This is a genomic window from Streptomyces sp. NPDC017979, from assembly GCF_044328175.1.
GTDB lineage: Bacteria > Actinomycetota > Actinomycetes > Streptomycetales > Streptomycetaceae > Streptomyces.
On the sequence record NZ_JBIRGU010000001.1, the window covers coordinates 768,278 to 792,715 of the forward strand.

At 73.1% G+C, this 24,438-nt stretch carries 23 protein-coding genes; 12 read left to right on the plus strand and 11 right to left on the minus strand.

Features of this window, described 5'->3' with window-relative positions; all coding sequences use genetic code 11:
• The first annotated feature begins 275 nt into the window (after window positions 1-275).
• From ACH4E8_RS03250 to ACH4E8_RS03280, 7 genes are all read left to right on the plus strand, one after another.
• Window positions 276-1,652 carry a M14 family metallopeptidase gene (locus ACH4E8_RS03250; RefSeq protein ID WP_398443829.1) on the plus strand — a complete coding sequence of 459 codons (1,377 nt, stop codon included), beginning with the start codon at window positions 276-278 and terminating at the stop codon, window positions 1,650-1,652.
• Between the two features lie 318 nt (window positions 1,653-1,970).
• Complete coding sequence (locus tag ACH4E8_RS03255; protein WP_398443831.1) at window positions 1,971-3,407, plus strand: ATP-binding protein; 1,437 nt, start codon at window positions 1,971-1,973, stop codon at window positions 3,405-3,407.
• On the plus strand, window positions 3,404-3,832 hold the full coding sequence (locus ACH4E8_RS03260) for a roadblock/LC7 domain-containing protein (protein ID WP_398443833.1): 429 nt from the start codon (window positions 3,404-3,406) through the stop codon (window positions 3,830-3,832). Before ACH4E8_RS03255 ends, ACH4E8_RS03260 begins: the two co-directional genes overlap by 4 nt.
• Before the next feature lie 5 nt (window positions 3,833-3,837).
• On the plus strand, window positions 3,838-4,194 hold the full coding sequence (locus ACH4E8_RS03265) for a DUF742 domain-containing protein (protein ID WP_398443834.1): 357 nt from the start codon (window positions 3,838-3,840) through the stop codon (window positions 4,192-4,194).
• Window positions 4,175-4,798 (plus strand): GTP-binding protein, encoded by a 624-nt coding sequence (locus ACH4E8_RS03270; protein ID WP_398443836.1) that lies wholly within the window; start codon window positions 4,175-4,177, stop codon window positions 4,796-4,798. Before ACH4E8_RS03265 ends, ACH4E8_RS03270 begins: the two co-directional genes overlap by 20 nt.
• Window positions 4,795-6,060: a cytochrome P450 gene (locus ACH4E8_RS03275; RefSeq protein WP_398443838.1), complete on the plus strand. Its 1,266-nt coding sequence runs from the start codon at window positions 4,795-4,797 to the stop codon at window positions 6,058-6,060. Before ACH4E8_RS03270 ends, ACH4E8_RS03275 begins: the two co-directional genes overlap by 4 nt.
• Window positions 6,057-7,313 carry a cytochrome P450 gene (locus ACH4E8_RS03280; RefSeq protein WP_398443840.1) on the plus strand — a complete coding sequence of 419 codons (1,257 nt, stop codon included), beginning with the start codon at window positions 6,057-6,059 and terminating at the stop codon, window positions 7,311-7,313. Before ACH4E8_RS03275 ends, ACH4E8_RS03280 begins: the two co-directional genes overlap by 4 nt.
• A 423-nt stretch (window positions 7,314-7,736) precedes the next feature.
• Here ACH4E8_RS03280 and ACH4E8_RS03285 read toward each other — a convergent pair whose 3' ends face one another.
• The 4 genes from ACH4E8_RS03285 to ACH4E8_RS03300 all read right to left on the minus strand — a co-directional run bounded on the left by ACH4E8_RS03285 (window position 7,737) and on the right by ACH4E8_RS03300 (window position 11,759).
• Entirely contained in the window at window positions 7,737-9,218 is a 1,482-nt protein-coding gene (locus ACH4E8_RS03285) for a gluconate:H+ symporter (RefSeq protein ID WP_361961283.1), read from the minus strand.
• Window positions 9,219-9,451: 233 nt separating this feature from the next.
• Window positions 9,452-9,862, minus strand: coding sequence for a RidA family protein (locus ACH4E8_RS03290; protein WP_398443842.1), 411 nt, complete (start codon window positions 9,860-9,862; stop codon window positions 9,452-9,454).
• Window positions 9,863-9,939: 77 nt separating this feature from the next.
• On the minus strand, window positions 9,940-10,692 hold the full coding sequence (locus tag ACH4E8_RS03295) for an IclR family transcriptional regulator (protein WP_398443844.1): 753 nt from the start codon (window positions 10,690-10,692) through the stop codon (window positions 9,940-9,942).
• Window positions 10,689-11,759: a sugar kinase gene (locus tag ACH4E8_RS03300; RefSeq protein ID WP_398444711.1), complete on the minus strand. Its 1,071-nt coding sequence runs from the start codon at window positions 11,757-11,759 to the stop codon at window positions 10,689-10,691. The genes ACH4E8_RS03295 and ACH4E8_RS03300 overlap by 4 nt, the downstream gene beginning before the upstream one ends.
• Before the next feature lie 140 nt (window positions 11,760-11,899).
• Between ACH4E8_RS03300 and ACH4E8_RS03305 the strand changes: the two genes are divergently transcribed.
• Window positions 11,900-13,177: an amino acid deaminase gene (locus ACH4E8_RS03305; RefSeq protein WP_398443847.1), complete on the plus strand. Its 1,278-nt coding sequence runs from the start codon at window positions 11,900-11,902 to the stop codon at window positions 13,175-13,177.
• Window positions 13,178-13,193: 16 nt separating this feature from the next.
• Window positions 13,194-14,810, plus strand: coding sequence for an amidohydrolase family protein (locus tag ACH4E8_RS03310; protein ID WP_398443849.1), 1,617 nt, complete (start codon window positions 13,194-13,196; stop codon window positions 14,808-14,810).
• Between the two features lie 11 nt (window positions 14,811-14,821).
• Here ACH4E8_RS03310 and ACH4E8_RS03315 read toward each other — a convergent pair whose 3' ends face one another.
• The gene (locus tag ACH4E8_RS03315; protein ID WP_398443851.1) at window positions 14,822-15,049 is read right to left on the minus strand and encodes a hypothetical protein; all 228 of its coding nucleotides are present in this window, start codon (window positions 15,047-15,049) and stop codon (window positions 14,822-14,824) included.
• A gap of 160 nt (window positions 15,050-15,209) precedes the next feature.
• On the opposite strand from ACH4E8_RS03315, the gene ACH4E8_RS03320 reads away from it, so the two are divergent.
• Window positions 15,210-15,467, plus strand: coding sequence for a chaplin (locus tag ACH4E8_RS03320; RefSeq protein ID WP_398443853.1), 258 nt, complete (start codon window positions 15,210-15,212; stop codon window positions 15,465-15,467).
• A gap of 78 nt (window positions 15,468-15,545) precedes the next feature.
• Here the strand turns inward: ACH4E8_RS03320 and ACH4E8_RS03325 are convergent, their stop codons facing one another.
• Both ACH4E8_RS03325 and ACH4E8_RS03330 read right to left on the minus strand, forming a co-directional pair.
• A complete protein-coding gene (locus tag ACH4E8_RS03325) occupies window positions 15,546-16,406 on the minus strand; it encodes a tyrosinase family protein (RefSeq protein WP_398444713.1) in 861 nt (286 codons plus the stop codon).
• 55 nt (window positions 16,407-16,461) lie between these two features.
• Window positions 16,462-16,899, minus strand: a complete 438-nt coding sequence (locus tag ACH4E8_RS03330) for a tyrosinase family oxidase copper chaperone (RefSeq protein ID WP_398443855.1) — start codon at window positions 16,897-16,899, stop codon at window positions 16,462-16,464.
• A 451-nt stretch (window positions 16,900-17,350) separates the two neighbouring features.
• Between ACH4E8_RS03330 and ACH4E8_RS03335 the strand changes: the two genes are divergently transcribed.
• The gene (locus ACH4E8_RS03335; RefSeq protein ID WP_398443857.1) at window positions 17,351-18,670 is read left to right on the plus strand and encodes a cytochrome P450; all 1,320 of its coding nucleotides are present in this window, start codon (window positions 17,351-17,353) and stop codon (window positions 18,668-18,670) included.
• Window positions 18,671-18,699: 29 nt separating this feature from the next.
• Here ACH4E8_RS03335 and ACH4E8_RS03340 read toward each other — a convergent pair whose 3' ends face one another.
• The 4 genes from ACH4E8_RS03340 to ACH4E8_RS03355 form a co-directional block, all read right to left on the minus strand.
• Window positions 18,700-19,200: a DUF5949 family protein gene (locus tag ACH4E8_RS03340; protein WP_398443859.1), complete on the minus strand. Its 501-nt coding sequence runs from the start codon at window positions 19,198-19,200 to the stop codon at window positions 18,700-18,702.
• A 45-nt stretch (window positions 19,201-19,245) separates the two neighbouring features.
• Window positions 19,246-19,854, minus strand: a complete 609-nt coding sequence (locus tag ACH4E8_RS03345) for a DUF4352 domain-containing protein (protein ID WP_398443861.1) — start codon at window positions 19,852-19,854, stop codon at window positions 19,246-19,248.
• Between the two features lie 614 nt (window positions 19,855-20,468).
• Window positions 20,469-21,719: an NAD(P)-binding domain-containing protein gene (locus tag ACH4E8_RS03350; RefSeq protein WP_398443862.1), complete on the minus strand. Its 1,251-nt coding sequence runs from the start codon at window positions 21,717-21,719 to the stop codon at window positions 20,469-20,471.
• Between the two features lie 16 nt (window positions 21,720-21,735).
• A complete protein-coding gene (locus tag ACH4E8_RS03355) occupies window positions 21,736-23,010 on the minus strand; it encodes an ATP-grasp domain-containing protein (RefSeq protein ID WP_398444715.1) in 1,275 nt (424 codons plus the stop codon).
• A gap of 151 nt (window positions 23,011-23,161) precedes the next feature.
• On the opposite strand from ACH4E8_RS03355, the gene ACH4E8_RS03360 reads away from it, so the two are divergent.
• Window positions 23,162-24,436, plus strand: a complete 1,275-nt coding sequence (locus ACH4E8_RS03360) for a glycoside hydrolase family 26 protein (protein ID WP_398443864.1) — start codon at window positions 23,162-23,164, stop codon at window positions 24,434-24,436.
• The last annotated feature ends 2 nt before the right edge of the window (window positions 24,437-24,438 follow it).

Consider the following 24,438-nt stretch of genomic DNA (forward strand, 5'->3'; position numbering starts at 1 on the left):
TCCGGGCAGGCAGTTGAACTGCGCGACAAGCCACAGGCGGGCCGCAGACGCCGCACCGCAGCCCGCCGCACGGCGAAACCGCACCACCGCGAACCCGTCGTACGCACTGCCCCACCCAACCCCACGCCCGGGGCCGTACGACACCCAGCAGCGCCACCGATCTGTCCCCGGTGGCGCTGTTGCGCGTTCACCGCCGGACGCCGTATTGACCGGAGCATGACAGGGCCCCACCATGTGCGGTGCTGGCACCCCCACCCTCACCTCCAGGAGACAGCATGGGACTTCGCACCCGCGGCAAGGGCCGGGGCGCTCGGACGGCGGCGCTCACCGCGCTGCTGGCCCTCGCGCTCACCGCGCCCTTCACCGCCAACGCGGCGCCACCGGACCCGTCGGACGCGTCGACCGGCTCCGCGGCCCGTACGACAGCGGCGGTCGAGGCCGCCGAACGCATCACCCAGTACCAGGTCAAGGACGTCGCCGGGGTCGCCGAGCGCACCCGGCTCGCCGCCACCGGGGTCGCCATCGACGAGGTCGACGCCCGCGCGGTCGTCGTCAGCGCGAACCCCGCCCAGGCGAAGCGGCTGCGGGCGCTGGGGTACGAACTGGCCGCGCTGCCCGGGCCCCCGGCGCGCGGCGCCGGCACCGACGCCGACGTCCGCCCGCTGGACTTCCCGCCCGCCGACTCCCGCTACCACAACTACGCGGAGATGATGACGGCGATAGACCAGCGCATCGCCGCGCACCCCACGATCATGAACAAGCGGGTCATCGGCAAGACCCACCAGGGCCGGGACATCGTGGCCATCAAGGTCAGCGACAACGTCGGCGTCGACGAGAACGAGCCCGAGGTGCTCTTCACCGCGCAGCAGCACGCGCGCGAGCACCTGACCGTCGAGATGGCCCTGTACCTGCTGCGCGAACTCGGCGACGACTACGGCACGGACTCCAGGGTCACCAACGCCGTCAACGGCCGCGAGATCTGGATCGTGCCCTCCCTCAACCCGGACGGCAGCGAGTACGACATCGCCACCGGCTCGTACCGGAGCTGGCGCAAGAACCGGCAGCCGAACACCGGCTCGACCGCCGTCGGCACCGACCTGAACCGCAACTGGAACTTCCGCTGGGGCTGCTGCGGCGGCTCGTCCACCAACCCCGGCTCCGAGACCTACCGCGGCCGGGCCGCCGAGTCCGCGCCCGAGGTGAAGGTGGTCGCCGACTTCGTCCGCAGCCGGGTGGTGGGCGGCAAGCAGCAGATCACCGCCGGCATCGACTTCCACACCTACAGCGAGCTGGTGCTGTGGCCGTACGGCTACACCACCGCGGACACCGCGCCCGGGATGACGCAGGACGACCGGGACGCCTTCGCCGCGATCGGCCGCAAGATGGCCGCCAGCAACGGCTTCACCCCCCAGCAGTCCAGCGACCTCTACGTCACCGACGGGTCCATCGACGACTGGCTGTGGGGCAACCAGAAGATCTTCGGCTACACCTTCGAGCTGTATCCGACCGGTTTCGGGGGCGGCGGCTTCTACCCGCCCGACGAGGTGATCGAGCGCGAGACCAGCCGCAACCGGGACGCGGTGCTGCAACTGCTGGAGAACGCCGACTGCATGTACCGCTCCATCGGCAAGGAGACGCAGTACTGCTCCTGAGGCAGCGGTGAAGCACCGGTGCGAACCGACGTGAGATGACACACGTCCGGCGCGCGGTCCGACGACGGGCCGCGCGCCGCCGCACGGGAGACACGGTGCGTTAGTGGTGGTATCGCCGCTGTGATGAAGCCACCGGCGGCCGAAACGCCGACGAAACGCCGGCGCTGAGCCCGTCACCCGCGTCCCCGCCCCCGCCGCTTCGGCCTCCGGGTGACCGAGGTTGTCCGTTGATGTCGCTGGTGGAGCCGTCATCTGTTCTATAAGGTCCCGGGAGTTGAGCAATTCCGCACGCGTCTCCCCGTGCCCGAGGAGCAGTTGATGGCCGTCACCGGCGTCGCCTCAGTCGCCGCCCTCTTAATCTGCGCCGCTTTGGTGGCGATGCTGGTCCACCGGGCGCGCGCCCGGCGCGCCGGCGCGCACGCCGCCCAACTGGCCGCCGAGGCCGAGCGGTTCGCTGAGCAGTCCGTGCCCGCGCTGCTCGCCGCCGTACGGCAGGGGGCGCCCGCGCTCGCAGCGCTGTCCTCGGTGCCCGCCCCGGCGAACCCGGCGTACCAGCGCGCGCTGCGCGCGGTCGCGGAGGAGGCCGAGCACATCGAGCGCCGGCGGGCCGCCGCGGCCCGCGAGGCGACGCTCGGCGAGAAGCGGCGCGCCGCGGCGATGGCCGCGTGTGCGAACGCCGCCGGCCGCATGCAGGCCATGACCACCGGCATGCTCGCGGACCTGCGGGAGATGGAGCACCGGCACGACGACGAGGACGTCCTCGCCGACCTGCTGCACCTGGACCACCGCACCGCTCAGGCGGGCCGGCTGGCCGACAGCATCGCCGTCCTCAGCGGCGCCCGCTCGGGACGCCGCTGGGCCAAGCCGATCCCGATGGAGTCGATCCTGCGCGGCGCCATGGGCCGGGTCGCGGGCTACCAGCGCATCCGGCTGCGCTCCGTGGCGGACATCGCCGTCGCGGGCCACGCGGCGGAGGGCGTGATGCACGTGCTGGCCGAACTCCTCGACAACGCCTGCAACTTCTCCCCGCCGACCACCGACGTCCACGGCTACGTGGCGGAGGTGCCGGCCGGCGCGGTGATCACCGTGGAGGACAGCGGGCTCGTGATGAGCGAGACCGCGCTGCGCCGCGCGGAGCGCGCGGTGTCCGGCGAGGCCGGCGACCTGTCCACGCTCGCCGGCACCCGCCTCGGGCTCGCCGTGGTGGGCCGGTTGGCGAAGAAGCACGGGCTCACCGTCTCCTTCCGCCCGTCCGCGATCGGCGGCACCGGCGTGGTGGTGATGATCCCGCAGGAGCTGATCACCCGCACCAGGCCCGAGGAGCCGCAGCCGGCGGCGCTGCGGCGCCCGCTGGTGGCCGCGGGCGGCCCCGCCCCGGCGGACCGCGACACCGGCCGCGGACGCGACCGCGGCGCCGAGTACGACCCCGGCCACGAGCGCGGCGCCGGGCACGACCGGGCGGACCGCGCCCGCCCCGCCCCGGCCGGAGCGCTGCCCAAGCGTCGCCGCGGCCGCACGCTGGCGGCGACCCACCCCGAAGGACTGCCCACCTCCGCCGTGCCGCGCCAGCCCGACCCGACGTCCGGGGCGGCCCGTCCGCACTCCTCGGGCGCCGGCGCCCGGTTCGGCGCCTTCCGCCGCGCCGTCACCGGCCAGGACGAGGCCGGCGCAGCCACCGCCGCCGACGCCGACCGGGGCACCGCGGCCCCACCCCCCGTACGCACTGCATCTCCCCTCTCGGAGGACGACCGATGACCGCATCCGCCACCGGTGCTACTGGCCTCGGCTGGCTGCTGGAAGGACTCCTTGAGCGCACGCCCGGCGCCCGGCACGCGCTGGTGCTGTCCCGGGACGGCCTCAAGCTCTGCCACACCTCCGGGTTGAGCGAGGACCGGGCCGACCAGCTCTCCGCGATATCCGCCGGCATCCAGAGCCTTTCGCACGGCGCCTCCGTGGAGTTCGGGGACGGCTCCGGCGGGGTGCGCCAGTCGATGACCGAGTTCTACGGCGGCATCCTGTTCATCGCGGAGGCCGGCGCCGGCAGCCATGTGGCCGTGGTGGCCGCCGAGGACGCCGACGCGGGCCTGGTCGGCCACAACATGCTGGAACTGGTCGAGCAGTTGGGCGAGCACCTGAGCACGCCGCCCCGCTCCGGCGCCGGTTCCAGCGCTGCGCAATGAGCGGCATGGGCCGCTCCTTCCGGGACGAGGGCCCGGACCGCCTGTACACGCTGACCGGGGGCCGCAGCCGGCCCAGCCGGGACGACTTCGACCTCGTCACGCTGGTCGTCGGCGAGTGCGAGCCGGCCCGCGGGATGCAGTCCGAGCACGCCGCGATCCTGCGGCTGTGCCGGCTGCCCGTCGCCGTCGTGGAGATCGCGGCGGAGCTGCGGTTACCGGTGAGCATCGCCAAGATCCTGCTGTCCGATCTGCTGGATGCGGGCCGGATCACCGTCCGCCATCCGCGGACCGCCGCGTCCTCCTCGCGGCTCCCCGACCACGCGACCTTGGAGAAGGTGCTCGTTGGACTCCGGCAACTCTGACCGCGCCGAGCAGCGCCAGGCATCCCGCACCCCCCTGAGCCGCACGGCGGACAACGGGCTGAAGATCGTCATCGTCGGCGGCTTCGGGGTGGGCAAGACCACGCTGGTGCACTCGGTCAGCGACATCAGGCCGCTGACCACCGAGGAGACGATGACCCAGGCCAGCCAGTACGTGGACGACCTGCGGGCGGTGCCGGACAAGTCCGCCACCACGGTCGCCTTCGACTTCGGCCGGATCAGCCTGGACGAGCGGACGGTGCTGTACCTGTTCGGCGCGCCCGGCCAGGAACGCTTCTGGTTCCTGTGGGACCGGCTGTTCAGCGGAACCCTGGGCGCGGTCGTCCTGGTGGACGACCGTCGGCTCGCGGACTCCTGGTACGCCATCGACCGGCTGGAGCACCACGGGACGCCGTTCATCGTGGCCCGCAACGACTTCGGCGGCCCGCCGCACTCCGCCGAGCGGATCAGGGAAGCCCTGGACCTCGATCCGCACGTCCCGCTGGTCGACTGCGACGCCCGCTCGCGCGACTCCAGCAAGAGCGTGCTGATCTCCCTGGTCCAGCACCTGCAAGCACTCGTAGGCACTTCGGAGACGGCCTTATGACCACCCCAGAACCCGCTCGGGACGGCGGCTGCCCGGTGCACGCCGGCGACGGCGCCGTACCGCTCAGCGGCCCCCGCTTCCACACCGACCCGCACCAGCTCTACCGCGAGATGCGCCGGGAGCACGGCCCGGTCGTCCCGGTCGAGCTGCCCGGCGGCTTCCCCGCCTGGCTGGTGATCGGCTACAGCGAGATGCACCAGGTCACCAGCGACCCGGAGCTGTTCCCGCGGGACGTGAGCCTGTGGAACCAGTGGGACCGGGTGCCGGCGGACTGGCCGCTGCGGCCGATGATCGGGCAGCCCATGCCGTCGATCTACTTCACCGCCGGCGAGGCGCACCGCCGCCACGCCACCTTGGTGGGCGCGGCGCTGGAGGAGGTCGACCCGGTCGAACTGCGCGGGGTCTGCGAGGAGTTGGCGGACCGGCTGATCGACTCCTTCTGCGGGCGCGGCGAAGCCGAACTGCTGGCCGAGTTCGCCAAGCCGCTGCCGGTGCTGGCGCTGGCCCGGATCGTCGGCTTCTCGGACGAGGAGGGCGCCGTACTGGCCCGGGTGCTGGGCGAGTTGGCGGACGGCGGCGAGGGCGCGCAGCGGGCGTACCTGGCGTACATGGAGCAGATGCAGCGGCTGGTGAAGGCGAAGCGGGCCGATCCCGGTGACGACGTGGTGTCGTGGATGCTGGCCAACGGCGAGGGCTTCACGGACGAAGAGGTCATGCTCAACGTCAAGGACGTGACGGCCGCCGGGTTCCTGCCGACGGCCGACTGGATCGGCAACACGATCCGGTTGATGCTCACCGACGACCGGTTCGCCGCGGCGCTCGGCGGCGGTCGGCACAGCATCGGGCAGGCGATGAACGAGGTGCTGTGGGAGGACACCCCCACCCAGGTCCTGGCGGGGCGGTGGGCGGCCCGGGACACCTTCCTGAGCGGCCGGCAGATCCGCTCCGGCGACATGCTGCTGCTGGGGCTGGCCGCGGCGAACGCGGATCCGCTGATCCAGCAGCAGTTCGCGCCGTCGCAGGGCGGCAACAGCGCGCACTTCTCGTTCAGTCACGGGGAGTACCGCTGCCCCTTCCCGGCGCAGGAAATCGCTGAAATCATCGCCCGGACGGGCATCGAGGTGATGCTGGACCGACTGCCCGACCTCGATCTCGCCGTACCCGCACGGACCTTGGTGCGGCGTCCGTCGTCCTTCCTTCGGGGGATGACGGCCGTGCCCGTCAGCTTCACGCCGATTCCCCCGACAGGAGACCGCCCGTGAGCCCAGCCCGCGCCGCCGTTGCGCCCGCCGTCGTCCTCGACCCCCTGGTGCGCGACCTGGCCGGGGAGACCGCGCGGCTGTGCGCGGACGGTCCCTTCGTACGGATCGACCTGCTGGGCGCGCCCGCCTGGACGGTCACCCGGCACGCCGTCGCCCGGCGACTGCTGACGGACCCGCGGCTGGTGAAGGACATCGGGGCGTGGGGGTTGTGGCAGTCGGGGGCGGTGACCCGGGAGTGGCCGCTGATCGCGATGGTGGACCCGGGGCGGTCGATGTTCACCGAGGACGGCGAGGAGCACCGGCGGCTGCGGGCCAAGACGGCGCAGGCGATCACCCCGCGGCGGCTGGACGCGCTGCGGCCGGTGGTGGAGCGGCTCACCGAGCGCCTGCTGGACGACGTCGCAGCCGTCGCGCGCGCCGCCGACGAGCGCGGCGACGGCGCCCGGGCGGACCTCAAGACCTCGTTCGCGCAGCCGCTGCCGATGGGCGTGGTCTGCACGTTGATGGGGGTCCCGGAGGACACCATCCCGCACCAGATGGAGCTGTGGAAACGATTCTTCTCGCTGGCGACCTCGCAGGAGGAACGGCTCGCGGCGCACCGCGAGTTGTGGGACCTGTTCCGGGCGCTGGTGCGGGAGAAGACCGAGCGCCCCACGGACGACCTCACCAGCGCGCTGATCTTGGCGGAGGACGGCGGGGCGCGGCTGACGGAGGACGAGGTGGTGGGCAACCTCACCGCGATGATCGGGGCGGGCCACGAGACCACGGTGGGCCTGATCCTCAACGCGGTGCGCGCGCTGCTCACCCACCCCGACCAGTTGGCGCTGGTGCTGGGCGGCGAGGTGTCGTGGGAGACGGTGGTCGAGGAGACCCTGCGGTGGGATCCGCCGGTCACCCACCTGCTGATGCGCTTCGCGACGGAGGACGTCGAGGTCGACGGCTTCGTCATCGACAAGGGCGAGGCGCTCGTCATCTCGTACCGGGCGATCGGCCGGGACGCCGAGCGGCACGGCGGCGACGCGGACGCGTTCGACGTCACCCGGGACGCCCCGAACCGCCACATGACCTTCGGCCACGGCCCCCACATCTGCCCGGGCGCGGCGCTGTCCCGCCTGGAGGCGACGGTCGCCCTCCCGGCGATCTTCGCCCGCTTCCCGGACTTGCGCCTCGCGGTCCCCGCGGACGAGCTGCGCAACCTCCCGGTGCTCACCCAGAACGACCTGGAATCCTTCCCGGTCCTCCTCCACGCCTGAGCCAGCGGGCCGGTTGCTCCGCGCCCCGGTGGGGGCTCGTCGCGCTGTTCCGCCCCCGGGACCCAGCGCCCCAAACCCTCGCCGTTTCCCTGCGGGACCGTTGTTCCCTGCGGGTTCGCTGTGGTTTGTCGCGGGGGTGCCCCCCCCACCCCCCCGGGGGGGGGGGGGGGGGGGGGCGCCGCCCACCCCCCCCCCCCCCCCCCGGCGCCGGGGCCCCCCGGGGGGACCGGCGGGGCCGGGGGGGGGGGGGTGTGGGGCCGCGCGGCCCCCCCCCCCCCCCCCGGGGGGGGGGGGGGGCCCCCCCCCCCGACAAACCCCCACCGGGCCGCAGAGGACGATGCGCCCACGGTGCTACGGCGAACAGGCCGAGTCCCCCTGCGCCCGGGGGCACAGGGGGACTCGGCGAGGCTCCAAGAGCCTCGGCTACAAGAAGAGGCTGATGATCGCGGCGACCGCGAAGCCGACGACCGACAGCACGCACTCCAGGACCGTCCACGACTTCAGCGTGTCCCGCTCCGAGATGCCGAAGTACTTCGCGACGATCCAGAAACCACCGTCGTTGACGTGCGACGCGAAGATGGAGCCCGCGGAGATCGCCATGATCACCAGCGCCAGGAACGGCTGCGAGTGGTCGCCGCTCTCCACCAGCGGCAGCACGATGCCCGCGGTGGTCACGATCGCGACCGTCGCCGAACCCTGCGCCACCCGCAGCACCAGCGAGATCAGGTACGCGAGGACGATCAGGGGCAGGCCGACGTCCTCGAAGGTGTCGGAGAGCGCCTGGGCGACCCCGCTCGCCTTGAGGACCGCACCGAAGACCCCGCCCGCACCGACGACGAGCAGGATGTTGCCGACCGGCTTCAGCGAGGAGGTGGAGACCTGCTCCAGGGACTTGCGGGACCAACCGCGCCGGATGCCCAGCAGGTAGTACGCCATGAACAGGGCGATGGTCAGCGCCACGAACGGGTTGCCGAAGAACTCGACCACCGAGCGGAAGGTGGACTCGTCCAGGGCGATCGAGGAGAACGTGGCGGCGAGGATGAGCACCAGCGGCGTACCGATGATCAGCAGCACGGTGGCGAGCGAGACCGGCTTCTCCGGACCGGCCTTGCCGTCCGCCGCGCGCTCCGCGGCGACGGTGGCCTTGGCCTCCTCCGCCGCCTCCAGCATGTCCTGCGGCACCTCGACGTAGATGCGCTTGCCGATCCAGTCGGAGAAGACCCAGGCCGCGGCGACCGCGGGCAGGCCGACGACGACGCCCATCAGGATGACCCAGCCGAGCGAGACGTCCAGCAGGCCGGCCGCGGCGACCGGGCCGGGGTGCGGCGGCAGGAAGGCGTGGGTCATCGACAGACCGGCCAGCAGCGGCATCGCGTAGAGGAGGATCGACTTCCCGGAGCGCTTGGCCGCGGCGTACACGATCGGCGCGAGGACGAAGATGCCGACGTCGAAGAAGACCGGGATGCCGAAGATCAGACCGGTCAGACCCATCGCGAGCGGTGCGCGCTTCTCCCCGAAGAGGCCGAGGAGCCGCTTGCTGAGCACCTCGGCGCCGCCGGAGACCTCCAGGATGGCGCCGAGCATGGTGCCGAGGCCGATGATGATCGCGACGTGGCCGAGGATGCCGCCCATGCCGGTCTCGATGACCGAGGTGGCGGCGGACCGCTGGATGGTGCCGAAGAGTTCGGTGACGGAGAGCCCGGCGGCGAGGCCGACGGCTATGGAGACGGCGAGCAGCGCGACGAACGGCTGGAGCCGGATCTTGATGATCAGTACGAGCAGCAGCACGATGCCGAGCGCGGCTACGGTCAGCAGGCCCGCGGTGCCGTCGATGAGGAGGAGCAGTCCTCCGGTGTGCGGTGGCGCCTCGGGTGCAGGCGCCGATGCGGCGAGAGAGGTGAACACGACAAACCCTTACGTCGGTGGAGGGGTTTTCGGGTGTGGCGGGGCGCGGCACGGCGCCCAGCAGCGGCGCGCCGTGTCGTGCGGGGTGGTGCTGTGGGGGTGGGGCAATGCCTTTTTCGGTGTTCGCAGAGCGGGTTCAGCGGGGAGGTGCGGGTTCAGCCAGGGGGGACGGGGGTGGTCCGCGGGCCGTTCAGGGGTCGACCCGCGGACCGGATCGTGGGTCGCCGTGCGGGTCAGCCCAGGACGGCGAGCGCGTCGATCTCGATGAGCAGGCCCGGCGGCAGTCCGACGTACACGGTGGTGCGGGCCGCGGCGGGGGCCTTGAGGCCCTGCTCCTCGAAGTACGCGTTGTAGATCTCGTTCATCTCCGCGAAGTGGTTCACGTCGGTCAGGTAGACGCGCATCATCATCACGTCGTCCCAGCTCGCGCCGCCCTCCTCCAGGACCGCCTTGACGTTGGCGAAGGTCTGGAGGGTCTGCTCGCGCAGGGTGGGGCCGGCGGGCGTCGGCGCCTGGCCCTCGACGGCCGGCAGGAAGCCGACCTGGCCGGCGACCTGGAGGATGTTGCCCTTCTTGACGCCGTGCGAGAACTTCGCGGGCGGGGCGGTGTGCGTGGCGGGGACGATCGCGGTCTTCTCGGTCATCTTCTTCTTCGGTTCCTATCTGAGGGTGGGTGGCGGGTGGTTCGGATGCGGGTACGGATGCGAGTGCGACGCGGGCGTCAGTGCGGGGTGACCGCGCCCGAGTACTCCCGGCTGATCGCATCGGCCGTGCGCCGCACGAGCGGGAGCAGCGTGAGGAGTTCGTCGGCGGTGACGACCACGTTCGGCGCGGAGACCGACATCGCGGCCACCACCTTGCCGTCGGCGCCGCGGATGGGCGCGCCGATGCAGTTGATGGACTCCTCGTGGCCGCCGAGGTCGGTGGCCCAGCCCTGTTCGCGCACGATCGCCAACTCCTTGAGGAAGGCGGCGGCGTTCGGCGTCGAACGGGGGGTGTAGAGGGGGTAGTCGAGCTTCTCGGCGATGATCCGCCGCTCGGTCTCGCTCAGGTCGGCGAGGAGCAGCTTCGCCACCGCGGCGACGGTGATCGCGACCGGCTTGCCGATCCGGGAGTACATCCGGACCGGGTAGCGGCTCTCCACCTTGTCGATGTAGAGCACCTCGCTCTCCTCGTACACGGCGAGGTGGACGGTGTGTCCGATCTGCTCGTTGAGGGTGACGAGGTGGGAGTGGGCGACCTCCCGCACGTCCAGGTTCTCGATCGCCTCCTGGGCGAGCGCGAAGAGCCGGGCGCCCAGCCGGTAGCGCTGGTCCTGCTGTCGGAAGACCAGTCCGTGGTCGTGGAGCGTACGCAGCAGCCGCAGCGCGGTGGACTTGTGGACGTCGAGGCGCTGCGCGACCTGTCCGAGGTCGGCGGGGCCTTGCGCGAGCAGCGGAAGGATGCTGAGCGCGCGGTCGACGGTCTGGCTCATGGCGTACGTACCTCCTCATCCTCGGCTGAGGTCCAGCCGGGGCCGAGACGCAGTCTCCCCCAGGCCGCGTCGTCCAGTGCGGCCAGGCGGTCGGCCCGCTCGGTCGCGGGCGGTCTGCCCAGGTCCTCCGGCACCGTGAGTACGGCGGCGGCGGTCAGGTGGCCGTGTCGGAGCCGGTCGCGCAGCGGCAGTCCGCGCAGGGTCGCGGCGAGGTAGCCGGCGGCGAAGGCGTCGCCCGCGCCGACGGCGGCGACGACCTCCACGCTCGGCGCGGGCACGAAGGCCACCACGTCTCCGGCGCCGTCCCCGGCGCCTTCCCGGGCGAAGGCCGTCGCGCCGGCCGCACCCTGCTTGACCACCAGCACCGCCGGCTCCGGCAGCGCGGCGCGGATCGCGGCGGGCCCGCTGATGCCCCAGGCGGCTTCGGCCTCGTCCTCGCCGACGAAGACGAGGTCGGCGCCGCGGGCGAGGTCGAGCAGGACCTCCGGCCCTTCGGCGCCGGACCACAGCCGCGGCCGGTGGTTGACGTCGAAGGAGATCAGCGGTCGGTCCGCGCGGGGCCGCAGCAGACGGCGCAGCAGCGCGAGGCAGTCGGCGGACAGGGCGGCGGTGATGCCGGTGAGGTGGAGCACCCGGCCGCCGTCGACGAGGTCGTCGGCGACGGTGGCGGGCGACATCGCGGAGGCGGCGGAGCCGGCGCGGTAGTAGACCACCTCGTGGCCGTCGGCGGCGCGGTCGGCCGCGGTGCGGAAGTAGACGCCGGTGGGGCGGGTGCGGTCGCGGGCCACGGCGGAGGTGTCGACGCCGTAGCCGGAGATCGTCGCCACCAGGTGGTCGCCGAAGCCGTCCGTGCCGACCCGGCTGACCCAGCGGGTGCGGAGTCCGGCCGCGGCGAGCGCGCAGGCCACGTTGGACTCGGCGCCGCCGATGGCGCGGGTGAAGGACGGGACGTCGGCGAGGCGCCCGGGGCGGGAGGGCAGGAACGTGACCATGGACTCGCCGAGGCAGATCACGTCCGTGACCGCCTGGGTGACGTCCGCTGCGGGCGGTACGTCCGGTCCGTTCACGCTGCTCACCCTGGGGCTCCTCGCGGTGTCTGGGGCCGCCGGATCCATTGACCCGACGCTCGGCCGGATGTTAGACAGCACCGAGCGATATACGCAATGGTCGTTGCAGACAATGCAACGCAGGAACCGAGGAGGCGTCCATGCCCGCCGATCAGCTGGGCCAACTCCGCCACGAACGGGTCGACCACCGCTTCAAGGCGCTGCCGCCCGACGCGGACGGACTGACCGTTGCCGAGCTGGCGGCCGAGCGGCGCTCCCTCTTCACCGGCGGCTTCACCACCCCCGTCCTCGCGCTCTCCGCCGAGTCCGTCGAGCACAACCTCGACCTCCTCCAGACCTACTCCGAGCGCCACGGCCTCGCCTTCGCCCCGCACGGCAAGACCTCCATGTCGCCCCAGCTCTTCACCCGCCAGTTGGAGCGCGGCGCCTGGGGCATCACCGCCGCCGTACCGCACCAGGTCCGCGTCTACCGGGCCCACGGCATCCAGCGGATCTTCCTCGCCAACGAGATCGTGGACGCCGCCGCCCTGCGCTGGCTCGCCGGCGAACTCAACCGCGACCCCGACTTCCGCTTCATCGCCTACGTGGACTCCGTGCGCGGCGTCGAACTGATGGACCAGGCCCTCACCGCCGCCGGCGCCACCCGCCCGGTCGACGTCGTCGTGGAGCTGGGCGCCGGCGAAGGCGCCCGTACCGGAGCCCGTACGGAGGCCGAGTGCGCCGCCGTCGCCGACGCGGTCGCCGCCGTCACCACGCTGCGGCTGGTCGGCGTCGTCGGCTACGAGGGCGAAGTGCCGAACGCCGACGGCGACAACGTCCGCGCCTGGCTGCGCCGACTGGTCGCACTGACGGCCGACTTCGACGCCGCCGGCCGCTTCGCCGACAGCGACGACGTGGTGATCAGCGCCGGCGGCAGCGCCTGGTTCGACGCCGTCGCGGACGTCTTCGCCGAGGTCCCGGCGCTGTCCCGGCCGGTCCTGAAGCTGCTGCGCTCGGGCGCGTACGTCTCGCACGACGACGGCCACTACCGCCATCTGACCCCCTTCAACCGGGTCCCCGAGGAGGGCGCCCTCCAGCCCGCGCTGCGGCTGTGGGCCCAGGTCGTCTCCCGACCGAGCCCCACCCAGGCGTTCCTCAACGCGGGCAAGCGGGACGCCGCGTACGACCTGGACCTGCCCGAGGCGCAGGTGGTGCGGGACGCCCGCACCGGCGAGCTGCGCCCCGCCACCGACATCGAGGTCAGCGGCCTGTCCGACCAGCACGGCTGGGTGCGCACCGAGCCTGACGTCGACCTGGAAGTGGGCGACTGGATCGGCATGGGCCTGTCGCACCCCTGCACGGCCTTCGACAAGTGGCAGCTCATCCCGCTCGTCGAGGCGGACGGCACGGTCATCGACTACATCCGCACCTTCTTCTGAGACAGGCGGCACCGACATGGACCTCCTCATCCAGGACACGCGCGTCATCGACGGCAGCGGCGCCGCCTCCTACCGGGCCGACGTGCACGTGCGGGAGGGCCGGATCGTCGCGATCCGGCGCGAAGGCGACCCGGCCCCCGCCCTCGCCCCCAACACCCGCACCATCGACGCGGCCGGGCTGGCCCTCGCGCCCGGCTTCATCGACATGCACGCCCACAGCGACCTGGCCCTGCTGCGCGACCCCGGACACGAGGCGAAGGTGGCCCAGGGCGTCACCCTCGAAGTCCTCGGCCAGGACGGCCTGTCGTACGCCCCGGTCGACGACCGCACCCTGGAGGGCGTGCGCCGCAGCATCGCCGGCTGGAACGGCGGCGCCCCGGGCGACGAATCCGTCGACTTCGACTGGCGCACCGTCGGCGAGTACCTGGACCGCCTCGACCGCGGCATCGCGGTGAACGCCGCCTACCTCGTCCCCCAGGGCACGGTGCGGATGTTCGCGGTGGGCTGGGACGACCGCCCCGCCACCGACGCCGAGCTGACCCGGATGAAGCAGCTCGTCGCCGAGGGCCTGGAGCAGGGCGCCGTCGGCATGTCGTCCGGGCTGACCTACACCCCCGGGATGTACGCGCCGGCCGCCGAACTGACCGAGCTCTGCCGGGTGGTGGCCCGCTACGACGGCTACTACTGCCCGCACCACCGCTCCTACGGCGCCGGTGCGCTCCAGGCGTACGAGGAGATGGTCCAGCTCACCCGGGAGGCCGGCTGCGCCCTCCACCTCGCCCACGCCACCATGAACTTCGGCGTGAACAAGGGCAGGGCCGGCGACCTGCTGGAGCTGCTGGACGCGGCCCTCGCGGAGGGCGCCGACATCTCGCTGGACACGTATCCGTACACCCCGGGCTCCACCACCCTGGTGGCGACGCTGCCGAGTTGGGCGAGCGAGGGCGGCCCCGACGCACTGCTGGCGCGGTTGGCGGACGACGAGACGGCCGAGAAGATCCGCCACCACCTGGAGGAGATCGGCTCCGACGGCTGCCACGGCGTGCCGATGGAGTGGGAGACCATCGAGATCTCCGGGGTGAGCCGGCCGGAACTGACCTCGTACGTCGGCCGGACCATCGAGCAGTCCGCGAAGGACCGCGGCGAGACGCCGTGGGTCACCGCCCGCCGGCTGCTGCTCGACGACCGGCTCGGCTCCACGATCCTCCAGCACGTCGGCCACGAGGAGAACGTCCGGGCGATCATGCGCCACCGGGTCCACACCGGCGGTAGCGACGGCATCCTCCAGGGCGCCAAGCCGCACCCGCGCGCGTACGGCACCTTCCCGCACTACCTGGGCCGTTACGCCCGCGAGTTGGGCATCCTCTCGCTGGAGGAGACCGTCGCCCACCTGACCTCGCGGCCGGCCGCCCGGCTGCGGCTCGCGGACCGGGGCCTGGTGCGCGAGGGCTACCGCGCGGACCTGGTGCTCTTCGACCCGGCGACGGTCGCCGCCGGCTCCACCTTCGACGCGCCGCGCACCCTGCCGACGGGCATTCCGTACGTCCTGGTCGACGGGCGGTTCGCGATGTACGACGGGGTGCGCACGGACGTCCTGGCCGGCCGGTCCGTCCGGCGCACCCCGAGCGCCTGAGGGCCCGCCGGTCAGCCCGGCAGCAGTCCGCCGGCGAGGTCCGTGACGGGCGCGAGCACGCCACCGGGCGGCGGCTTGAGCATGTTGCGGTCGACCTCGCCGGCGCTGTGGCCGCCGGCGGTGGCCGTCGGTGCGCCCGGGGCGGCGTGCGCGCCCGCGCCCGCGCCGCCCAGCGCCGCGAGTGCGAGGGCGCACACGACGGCCGCCCTCCTACGGTTCTGCTGCTTCTGGTTCTCCATGCCCGGGCAACGGCCGGGCCCCGCACGGGGTCACGGCCCCTCGGCCACTCGCACAGACGATCAGTTCGCCGATGATCCGTTACCACCTACGGGGTATCGCGTTGTCAACGTGAAGGTCGCAAACTATGCGGCCGATGTCCTGTATGTGCAAGGAGAACTGATGTCGCGTATCGCGAAGGCCGCTGCCGTCGTCGCCGGGTCCGGCGCCGTCCTGGTCGGCGGCGCCGGCCTGGCCGTTGCGGACGCCGGAGCGCACGGTGCCGCCGCCAACTCCCCGGGCGTCCTGTCGGGCAACGTCGTCCAGGTGCCCGTCAACATCCCGGTGAACGTCTGCGGCAACACCATCGACGTGGTCGGGCTGCTGAACCCCGCGTTCGGCAACACCTGCGTGAACGGTGGCGGCCACGGCGCCTACTGAGCCGAACCGCACCGAGGGCCTGTCCTTCCGATCCACCCGGGTCGGAAGGACAGGCCCTCGGCCTGTGTCCGGGGTCGGCTACCCGTAGCGGTACCAGCGGGTGTGGTCCAGCAGCGCCACCGGCGCGTCGCCCCACGGCGGCAGCGCCTCCGTCAGCGCGTACACCCGGCCGTGCTGCGGTTCGCCCGACGGCAGCGGGGTGCGCGGCAGGTAGCCGGCGCGCGGCTGGGCCTGCTGCCAGCGCGCCCACAGCAGGTCGACGTAGGCGTGGTGCAGCCAGAACACCGGGTCGTTCGGCGAACTCGCGCCCAGCATCAGCCCGCCGACCCAGCGGTGCACGCGGTTGTGCATCCGCCAGCGCTCGGGGGTGCCGGCGGCCCACCCCTCCATGGCATTGCGGAACCCGCCCCGCGCGGTGGAGTCCCAGGGCTGCTCGTCGTACTGCGACTGACTCAGCGCCCGGGCGACGTCGTCCCGGGTCGGCAGGGTCAGCGGGTCGGCCGGGCGCCCCAGATCGCGGGTGAGGAAACGGCCGTCCAAGGCACCGGAGTTGATCCGCCAACCGCCGTTGCGGTGTGCGAAGGGGCCGGTCATCACCTGGCGGTCGCCGCTGCGGCCGGTGCCGCCGAGGAAGTCGTCCGCCCACAGCGACGAGGTGGGCGAGGAGTCGACCGTCCAGTCCCAGTACGGGACGGTCACCCGCTCGTCGACCTCCTGGAGCGCCCGCTCGAACTCCAGCAGGTAGCGGCGGTGCCAGGGGAAGAACGACGGCGTCATGTGGGCGGCCCGCGGGCGGCGCTCGCCGTCGGTCACGTAGAACTCGCCGTGCAGGTCGACGAAGTCGTCGTACCGGCCGGACTTCTTCAACTCCAGCAGCGCGTCCACCAGGCGCCGCTTCTCGACCGGGGTCAGGTCCCGCTGGTTCTTGCGGACGGGCACCCGCTCGGCGGCGTCGGTTCTCGTTGCGCTTCTCATGGTCGTGGCTCCTTTCGCCTCACAGGGCGTGCGCCGGGGTCTCGGCGAGGCGGGCGGTGCCCAGGTCGTCGACGGCCGCGCGCGCCGCAGCGCGCAGCGTCGGGAACGACTCGTAGTGGTTCACCGCGCTCAGATAGCTGCCGTCGGCCCGGCGCATGACGTGCAGCGGGCGGCCGTCGATCCGCACCTCGACGGTGTGCTCGACGGCGCTCGCCCGTGCGGTGCCGGTGGCGCGGCGCGCGGGGACCAGCACGGTCGCCGAGCCCTCGATGCGCCGGCCCCGGTACGTCTCCGCGAAACGCTCGGTCGCGTCGGGTGCCGCGGTCCGCTCGCCTTCGTGGCGCACGAGCGGCGCGAGGGCGCCCGCCGTGCCCCCGACCACGCCGATGGTGAAGAGCGTGCGCAGCGCGAAGCGCCGGGTGCGACGGATCGCGCCGGGTTGATCTGAGGTGCGCATGGATTCGCCCTTTCGTCTGGTTCGCGAATGACGGGGTGATGCGCCCCCCTGTCAACGAGGCGACCGCGAAAGGGTTCCTCATACGAGTGGTACGGACGGTGCGACCGGTACGACAGTCGCCCCGGACTCCGACGGCGCCGGACGACTCGGCCGAGCGGGACGTCGACGGCGGGCGCGCCCTGCGGCGTCGGCGCACGCAGCGCCACCTCGGGGGCAACACCGGCTCCGACCGTCCGAACAGTTCGGGCCGCGGCGTGAGCCGGCGCCACCGGCGCGCCCGGCACGGGCACGGGGACGCCGGTGCTCAAACGCGGGCGCCTCGAAACGGGCGGGCCGACCGGACCAGCACACCATTCCCTCGAATGCAGCAATACCCGGCAAACACAATGAAGTTCAGGAAACGCCCGTACGACCCCAAGGGGTTCATAAAACACCCCAGTTGTGGTCCACCATGGCGGCCCCGACCCGAGGAGGTTCGACCGCCGTGGCCACTCCGACCCCCACCGCCCCCGCCCCTGTACCGACGCCTCCGCTCCGGCTCGCGGACGTCGACCTCGCCGACGCCTCGTTCTGGGCGCTGCCGCGCGCCCGCCGGCTGGAGACCTTCGCGCTGCTGCGCACCCTGGACGCCCCGGTGCGCTTCGGCGCGGCGAACGGGCGCAGGGGCAAGGGCGCGGGCGGCTTCCACGCCCTCGTGCGCCATGCCGACGTCCAGGAGGCCAGCCGCGACCCGCGCCGCTTCGCCAGCGCGCCCGGCGTCACCACCCCCGAGCCCGCGGCCTGGGTCAAGGCCGTCTTCGGCGACTCCATGGTGAACCTGGACGACCCGAAGCACGCGGCGCTGCGCAAGGTCGTGGCCCGCGCCTTCACTCCGCGGCTGCTGGCCGCGGCCGAGGACAACGTGCGGGCGGTGGCCGACCGCATCGTGGACGAGGTGCTGCGGGACCGGCCGACGGACTTCGTGGCGGCCGTCGCCTCCCGGATGCCGTTCCAGATCATCTGCGACCTGATGGGGATCCCGGCCGACCACCGCGTCGAGATCGCCCATCGGATCGACGAGGCATCGGCCCAGGCGGGCGTCGCGCGGCGCCGGCTGCGGGTGCCCGGCCGCGGGCTGCGCGCCCTGGCCCACCTCCACGTGGTGATGGCGAAGCTGGCGCGCGAGCGCCGACGGGCCCCCGCGGACGACCTGATCTCAGCGCTGGTCACCGCCGACGTCGACGGCCAGGCGCTCTCCGCGCGCCAACTCGGCGCGTTCTTCTCGCTGCTGCTGGTCGCCGGGGTGGAGACGACCCGCAACGCGATCGCCCACGGCCTCGTCCTGCTGACCGACCACCCCGGTCAGTGCGCCCTGCTCGAAACGGACTTCGAGCGGTACGCGGACGGCGCGGTGGACGAGATCGTGCGCCACTCCACGCCGATCATCCAGTTCCGGCGCACGGTGGTCGCCGAGTGCGAACTCGGCGGACGGGCCTTCCGCCCGGGCGAGAAGGTGGTGCTCTTCTACGCCTCGGCCAATCGCGACGAGGCGGTCTTCGACTCCCCCGACGCCTTCGACATCACCCGCTCCCCCAACCCGCACCTGGGGTACGGGGGCGGCGGCCCGCACTACTGCCTGGGCGCCCACCTGGCGCGCCAGGAGATGAAGGCGCTCTTCGGCGCCCTGCTGTCCCGTACGGAGGGGCTGCGGGCGACCGGCCCGGCCGAGCTGGTCGACTCCAGCTTCGACAACCGGGTGCGGTCGCTGCCGTTCGCGTTCACGGCGCGCTGAGGGCCGTACGGGGGCCTACGCGTGGCCGCTCAGGTGCGCAGTTCGCTGACGCGCAGCAGCACGTGGGCGGAGGACAGCAGCGCTTCCTCGGTGCCCAGGAACGCCTGGAGCGTCTCCTCGGTGACCGGCTGCCCGGGGGTCGCCTCCGGCCAGGGGCGGCTCGCGACGATGAGGTGCGCGTGCCCCCGCCCGTCCGCCGCGGCCAGCCACTCCTCGGGCGCGGGGCACTGGGCGCTGAGGTAGGGCATGTTGAGGACCGCCTGACCGCCTTCGACGAGCAGCCGGATCGGGGAGTTCACGGAAGACGGCGTCGCATCCGTCATGTCGCCGACCTTGAGACCGCATTCGTCGATCATTCCGAGCACGGCCGCGGTGCGCTCCTCGTCATTTCCGTCGCCGTCGCCGAGGGAATAGACGAGGAGATAGGGCATGTCGTGTCCGGCATCGGGGTCACCGGTCCAGGCGAGTACGGAAAGGGTGCCCAAGTGGCTGCGCCGGACGGTGTTTTTGGTGCTGTTCGCAGTGCTCATGGCTCGGCACCCTAGTGCCCTGACGGGCTTGTCAGCCTCCTGCGTTCACCTGGATGGCGGATGTTGGAGCAGCCACGTGACGGTCGTCTTGCCGAGTGTGCTGTGGAATCGAGTGACCCGCGCTTCTTCGGGCACGTCGAACACCAGCCAGCCTTCCAATTGTTCACCCACCGCAAGGGTGTTCCATTTCAGCGGAGTTCCGGTGGTGAATTCCTTGACGGCCGTGGAAATGGCGGTGTGGCGCTTTCCTTCGTCATCGGTGACCCAGGCGGTGGTGCGGCGGGCGTCGTAGCGGCTGCCGCCCACGTTCAGCAGAGCGACGTCGACGCCGATCCAGCGGCGGCCGTCGGACGGCTTCTCCTTGGGCACGGGGACGGCCGGGTCGACGTAGCCGCCCACCGTCATCCGCAGGTGCTCGCCGGACGCCCGGCCGCCCAGGTCGACCGCGTCGCCGAGCCAGGCGGCGCGAGGGGGGCCGCCCGGGCCCTTTCCGTCGGGGCCCCTTCCGTCGGGCCGGTCCAGGGCGGCGTCGGCCACCGCGGCGGGCCCCGGCGGCGCCGAAGTCGCGCCCGTACGGTCGTCGGACGCGCCCTGGCAGCCCGACGCGCCGAGCGCGAGCGCCGACAGCAGCAGCGCGGAGGCCATACGTCGCATGATCGGTCCCCTCATGAAGCCGGTTTTCCGTATGATCACGCCCTTTTCCGCCGCGGACCGCTCCCTGGGCTCGTCCACCCGGGGCGTGTCGCGCGATGTGCACCCCTACGGGCCGCCCCGCACGGCGCACGCGCCGTCACCGCGATCCCCTGCGCGCGCGGGCCGTGCTGCCCCGTGCGCGTAAACACTCCCCAGATGCCTCGAAAAACCGTTCCTGCGCTACTCCGTGCCCCCGCGTGCTCAGTGACTTGGGCGCGGGGGGCGGCGTTGGCCGCCATATGGCAAGGACTCCCGGGAATCCCCGTTGGCAGCGCGTCCAGCCCCTTCCGCGGGCGGCGCCGCCCGCGGGCACCACGCCGATCTACGAACAACTCATGCGCGAATGGACCGCGGCGGGCCGCACCCTCCCCGCCGGCCCGCACCCCACCCACCGCGGCCCCGCGGGAACTCCACCGACTGCGGCCGGGCTCATTCCACGCAGTTCCGCCCCCTATGCCCAAAGGGCATAGGGGGCGGAACTGCGCGAGCAACCCACAACCGACCCGCAGTCGAGAACGCTCCGGTGAGGAAACGGCGATGGTCTTCTTTGCGGGGCCGCGCGGGGAACCCGTGCGTTACACCGACGCCCGCGGGCGGGGCCGCTGGCGCGGCGGAAGAGGGGCGGCGGCGCGGAGGCGGGTGCGGAGGCCCGTCACCAACCGCGGCGCCGTGAACTCCGCCCCGTACACGAACCGCATCGACGGCCCGAACGACGGCGCCGCCAGCAACCCCGCGAAGAACAGCCCCGCGCACGACGACTCGAAGGCCCCGCTCAGCTCCGGCGCCCGCCCCGCGCCCACCGTCGCCAGCCCGGCCCGCAGCGGTGGGTCGAGGAGGGCGAGCCGGTCGAGGTCGGGCGTGAAGCCGGTCGCGGCGACCACGTGGTCGGTGTCCACGGCCACCGGACCGCCGCGCCCGGCCAGCGTCAGCCGGACCCGCCCGTCCACCACCCGCGCCCCGCCCAGCGCGTGCCCGAGCAGTTGCGGGACCGTGCCCTCGTAGCGCTCCCTGAGCCACCACGCGCCGGCCGGCCCGAGCGCGGTGCGGGCGATGTGTTCGCGCTTGGCCGCGGACAGGTGGCGTACGGCCCAGGGGAGTTCGGAGTACGCCCAGCTCCGCCAGCCGGAGCCGAGCCCGCTGAGCGGGGTCCGCAGCTTGCGGTGCGGGGCGCGCGCCCGGGGCACGGGCAGGGTGTTCCAGTTCAGCGCGTGGGCCCGGGCCACCAGCCGGGGCCGGGCGCCGGTCTCCGCCAGCAGCGTCGCCGTCTCCAGGGCGGCCTGGCCGGCGCCGACGACGGTGACGTCCCGGTCGCGGAAGCCGCTCAGGTCGCGCAGGCCGGTGCTGTGGCAGACGTGCTCCCGCCCGAGCCCGGCGAGTTCGCTCGGCACGCGGGCGAACGGCAGCAGTCCGACGGCGACGACCGCCGTGCGCGCCGTGACCACGTCCCCGTCGGCGGTGTGCACGGCGAAGCCGCCGCCCGGGCCGTCGAGCCGGGCGACGCGGGTCACCGTCCGCTCGTCGACCTCGGGGACCGCGTGCTCGGCGAACCAGCGGCCGTACGCCGTGAACGCGCCGATCGGCAGCGGCCGGCCGTGCTCCGTCGCGAAGCCGGCACGTGCGCCGTAGCGGGCGAGGGTGTGGTCCGCGGCCGGGTCGCTCAGGTTCGACGCCCAGGGCTCGGACTTGAGGAACATGCCCGCCGGCATGTGGTCCCGCCAGGTGGCCATCGGCCGCCCGAAGACCTTCAGGCGCATTCCGGCGACGGCCGCGTGCGCGGCGACGGACAGCCCGTAGGGGCCGGCGCCGATGACTGCCACGTCGTACATGTGAGGTTCCTTCACGTCAGTGCTGCGTCGGCTGGGCTTCAGGGGTGACGGCGATGCGCGGCGGCGGGACGCGGGGGCCGCGGAGGGCCGACGCCGTCCGGCCCGCCCCCTTCGCGAACCCACGCCCCAACCAGGCGCCCGCCATCGCGAGGAAGGGCCGCGGGTCGTCGGCGGCGTACCAGGCGGTCTCCACGCCGGCGCCCCGGGGCGCACGCGCGGACCGCCACCGGCCGCCCGCGGCCGTCGCCAGCAGCGCGTAGTTCTCCGCGACGAAGACCCGCCCGGGCCGCTCCGCCCGCGCCGGCACCGGCTGCCCGGTCAGGTCCAGGTACAGGGCGCGTACGACGTCGGTGCCGTCGGGCCCGGTGAAGAGGCGGAACTGCGCGCCGGGCCGGGGATTGGCATCGAGCAGCGAGTACGCGCCGGTCCCCGCGTCGCGCCGGAAGTCGAGGTCGATGACGCCCCGGTAGCCGACGTGCGCGACCAGCCGCAGCGCCGCCGCCACCACCTCCGCGTTCGGCTGCCAGCGCCCCTTGGCGGTCAGTCCCGTGCGCAGCGGCCACGACAACTCCTTGCGCCCGCTGCCGCCGGCGAGGCACGCGGCGTGCGCGTCGACGTAGCCGTGGAAGAACCAGTCGCCGTCCGGTGCGTCGGGCAGGTAGCGCTGGAGCAGCAGCCCGGCGCCCGTGCCGGCGCCGCGTTCGTACAGCGCCCGGGCTTCGGCCGGCGAGCGGACCAGACAGGTGCTGCGCAGCCCGGCCGCGGGCGGCAGCAGCCACGGCCGGCTCCACTTGGCGACCAGCGGCAGCCCGAGCCGCGCCACGGCGTCGGCCGTCTCCGCGGCGCCGTGCGGGACCACGGTCTGCGGGTGTGCGACGCCGGCGGCCCGGCACACGGCGGCGAGTTCGCCCTTGTCTGCGAGGAGCCCGGGCAGGGCGGGCGGCAGCGCGGGGAACAGGTAGCGCTCGGCGAGCCGGGGCGCGCTGGCGGCGGTGAGTACGGCGCCGAGGTCGTCCATCGGGATCAGCACCGCGCGCCGGCCGATCCGTTCGGAGACGGCGAGCAGCAGGTCCACGAAGGCGTCGGGGTCCGGGGCGGCCCACCGCGGCGCGGGGTGGACCCGGCTCAGATGGCGGGAGCGGGCGACCGGGCTGCGGACCGACTCCACCACCGCGTGCACCTCGACGCCGGCGCGCCCCAGCGATCTGACGGCACCGAGGGTGCCGTGGTGAAAGGGGTTCCGGTCGAGGCGCAGGACGAGCGCGGGGACCTCGGCGTCGAACGGTGGCATGGACGTCACAACTTTCACCTGGATGGCCCCTCGGGGCGCGGACGTGTTCGCGGATGGCCTAGCAACGCTCCCCCAGAACGCCCATTAATAGGACTTTCTGCCTACGGTCTTCGAACAAGCCGTCAGTTCGCATTCCAGTCAGGGAGAACCCATGAAGCGAGGGCACCGCCGTACCGCCACCGGCGCCTGTGTCAGCACGGTCACCGCCTCCCTCCTCGTCTCCGCGGGCGTCTTCGCCGGCGTGGGAGCGGGCGGGACGGGTACGGCCAGCGCCGAGGAGCGGGACCACGGCGAAGTCGCCCTGGGCGCGTACGTCGACTACGGCGCGGCCGGCCCGCGGCGCATGGCGGAGCTCTCGCGCTGGCTCGGCGGCACGAAACTGAAGGTCGGTCACACCTACCTGCCCGGCGACGTCTGGGGCGGCATCGAGGGCAACGTCGACTTCCTCGACGACTGGGCGCGCTGGCGCAAGGGCGCGAAGGACCGGATGTTCGTCCTCAACGTGCCCATGCTGGAGCGGAACGAGGCCCGGGTGCCGGACCACGAGGTGCGCCGGCTGCTGCGGGCGGGCGCGGACGGGCAGTTCGACCGGCACTTCCGCACCCTGGCCCAGCGCCTGGTCGACCTGGGGGTGCCGGACACCGTGGTCGTGCTCGGCTGGGAGATGAACGGCGTCACGTACACCCACCGGTGCGGGCCGGATCCGGCGGCGTGGAAGGCGTACTGGCAGCGCATCGTGGCGGCGATGCGCTCGGTGCCGGGGCAGTCGTTCCGCTTCGACTTCGCACCGAACCGCGGGAAGGACGCGATCCCGTGGACCGAGTGCTACCCCGGTGACGACGTCGTCGACATCATCGGCATGGACTCCTACGACCAGGCCCCCGGCCGCACCTTCGAGGAGCAGGCGTCGGCGCCCTACGGGCTGCGCGACCAGGTCGCGTTCGCGCGCGAGCACGGCAAGGAGATCTCGTACCCGGAGTGGGGGCTGTTCCGGAACGGGGACAACCCGGAGTACATGCGGGGCATGCTCGACTGGATCGAGAAGCACGAGCCGCTCTATCAGACCATCACGGACTACTGTCCGCACGGCGTCTGGCAGTGTGATGACAACCCCAAATCGTCAGGTGTGTTCCGCAGCAAGCTGTCCGGCAAACCGACGGTGCCGCCCGTGCCTTCGGTGCCGCCGGTCCCGATGCCGAAGCCGGCGGAACCGACCGCGACGCCGAGCCCGGACCCGACGCCCAGGCCCACGCCGAAGCCGAGCGAGCCGGTCGTACCGCCGCCGGTGCCCAAGCCCACGCCCAAGCCGGACGAACCGTCCCCCCGCCCGACCGAATGGTGCGTCCCGCTCCCGCCGACGAAGTGGCCCGTCCCGTGGCCGTCGCCCGACAAGTTCTGCGTGCAGCTCCCCCGCGGCCTCGACTGACG

Excerpts from the sequence above, each read along its gene's own strand:
- ACH4E8_RS03305 (WP_398443847.1), top strand. The coding sequence starts at position 11,900 with ATGCCCGCCGATCAGCTGGGCCAACTCCGCCACGAACGGGTCGACCAC.
- ACH4E8_RS03335 (WP_398443857.1), top strand. The coding sequence starts at position 17,351 with ATGGCGGCCCCGACCCGAGGAGGTTCGACCGCCGTGGCCACTCCGACC.
- ACH4E8_RS03355 (WP_398444715.1), bottom strand. The coding sequence starts at position 23,010 with ATGCCACCGTTCGACGCCGAGGTCCCCGCGCTCGTCCTGCGCCTCGAC.
- ACH4E8_RS03290 (WP_398443842.1), bottom strand. The coding sequence starts at position 9,862 with ATGACCGAGAAGACCGCGATCGTCCCCGCCACGCACACCGCCCCGCCC.
- ACH4E8_RS03255 (WP_398443831.1), top strand. The coding sequence starts at position 1,971 with ATGGCCGTCACCGGCGTCGCCTCAGTCGCCGCCCTCTTAATCTGCGCC.
- ACH4E8_RS03320 (WP_398443853.1), top strand. The coding sequence starts at position 15,210 with ATGTCGCGTATCGCGAAGGCCGCTGCCGTCGTCGCCGGGTCCGGCGCC.
- ACH4E8_RS03310 (WP_398443849.1), top strand. The coding sequence starts at position 13,194 with ATGGACCTCCTCATCCAGGACACGCGCGTCATCGACGGCAGCGGCGCC.
- ACH4E8_RS03350 (WP_398443862.1), bottom strand. The coding sequence starts at position 21,719 with ATGTACGACGTGGCAGTCATCGGCGCCGGCCCCTACGGGCTGTCCGTC.
- ACH4E8_RS03275 (WP_398443838.1), top strand. The coding sequence starts at position 4,795 with ATGACCACCCCAGAACCCGCTCGGGACGGCGGCTGCCCGGTGCACGCC.
- ACH4E8_RS03340 (WP_398443859.1), bottom strand. The coding sequence starts at position 19,200 with ATGAGCACTGCGAACAGCACCAAAAACACCGTCCGGCGCAGCCACTTG.
- ACH4E8_RS03360 (WP_398443864.1), top strand. The coding sequence starts at position 23,162 with ATGAAGCGAGGGCACCGCCGTACCGCCACCGGCGCCTGTGTCAGCACG.
- ACH4E8_RS03315 (WP_398443851.1), bottom strand. The coding sequence starts at position 15,049 with ATGGAGAACCAGAAGCAGCAGAACCGTAGGAGGGCGGCCGTCGTGTGC.
- ACH4E8_RS03295 (WP_398443844.1), bottom strand. The coding sequence starts at position 10,692 with ATGAGCCAGACCGTCGACCGCGCGCTCAGCATCCTTCCGCTGCTCGCG.
- ACH4E8_RS03345 (WP_398443861.1), bottom strand. The coding sequence starts at position 19,854 with ATGCGACGTATGGCCTCCGCGCTGCTGCTGTCGGCGCTCGCGCTCGGC.
- ACH4E8_RS03250 (WP_398443829.1), top strand. The coding sequence starts at position 276 with ATGGGACTTCGCACCCGCGGCAAGGGCCGGGGCGCTCGGACGGCGGCG.
- ACH4E8_RS03265 (WP_398443834.1), top strand. The coding sequence starts at position 3,838 with ATGGGCCGCTCCTTCCGGGACGAGGGCCCGGACCGCCTGTACACGCTG.
- ACH4E8_RS03260 (WP_398443833.1), top strand. The coding sequence starts at position 3,404 with ATGACCGCATCCGCCACCGGTGCTACTGGCCTCGGCTGGCTGCTGGAA.
- ACH4E8_RS03330 (WP_398443855.1), bottom strand. The coding sequence starts at position 16,899 with ATGCGCACCTCAGATCAACCCGGCGCGATCCGTCGCACCCGGCGCTTC.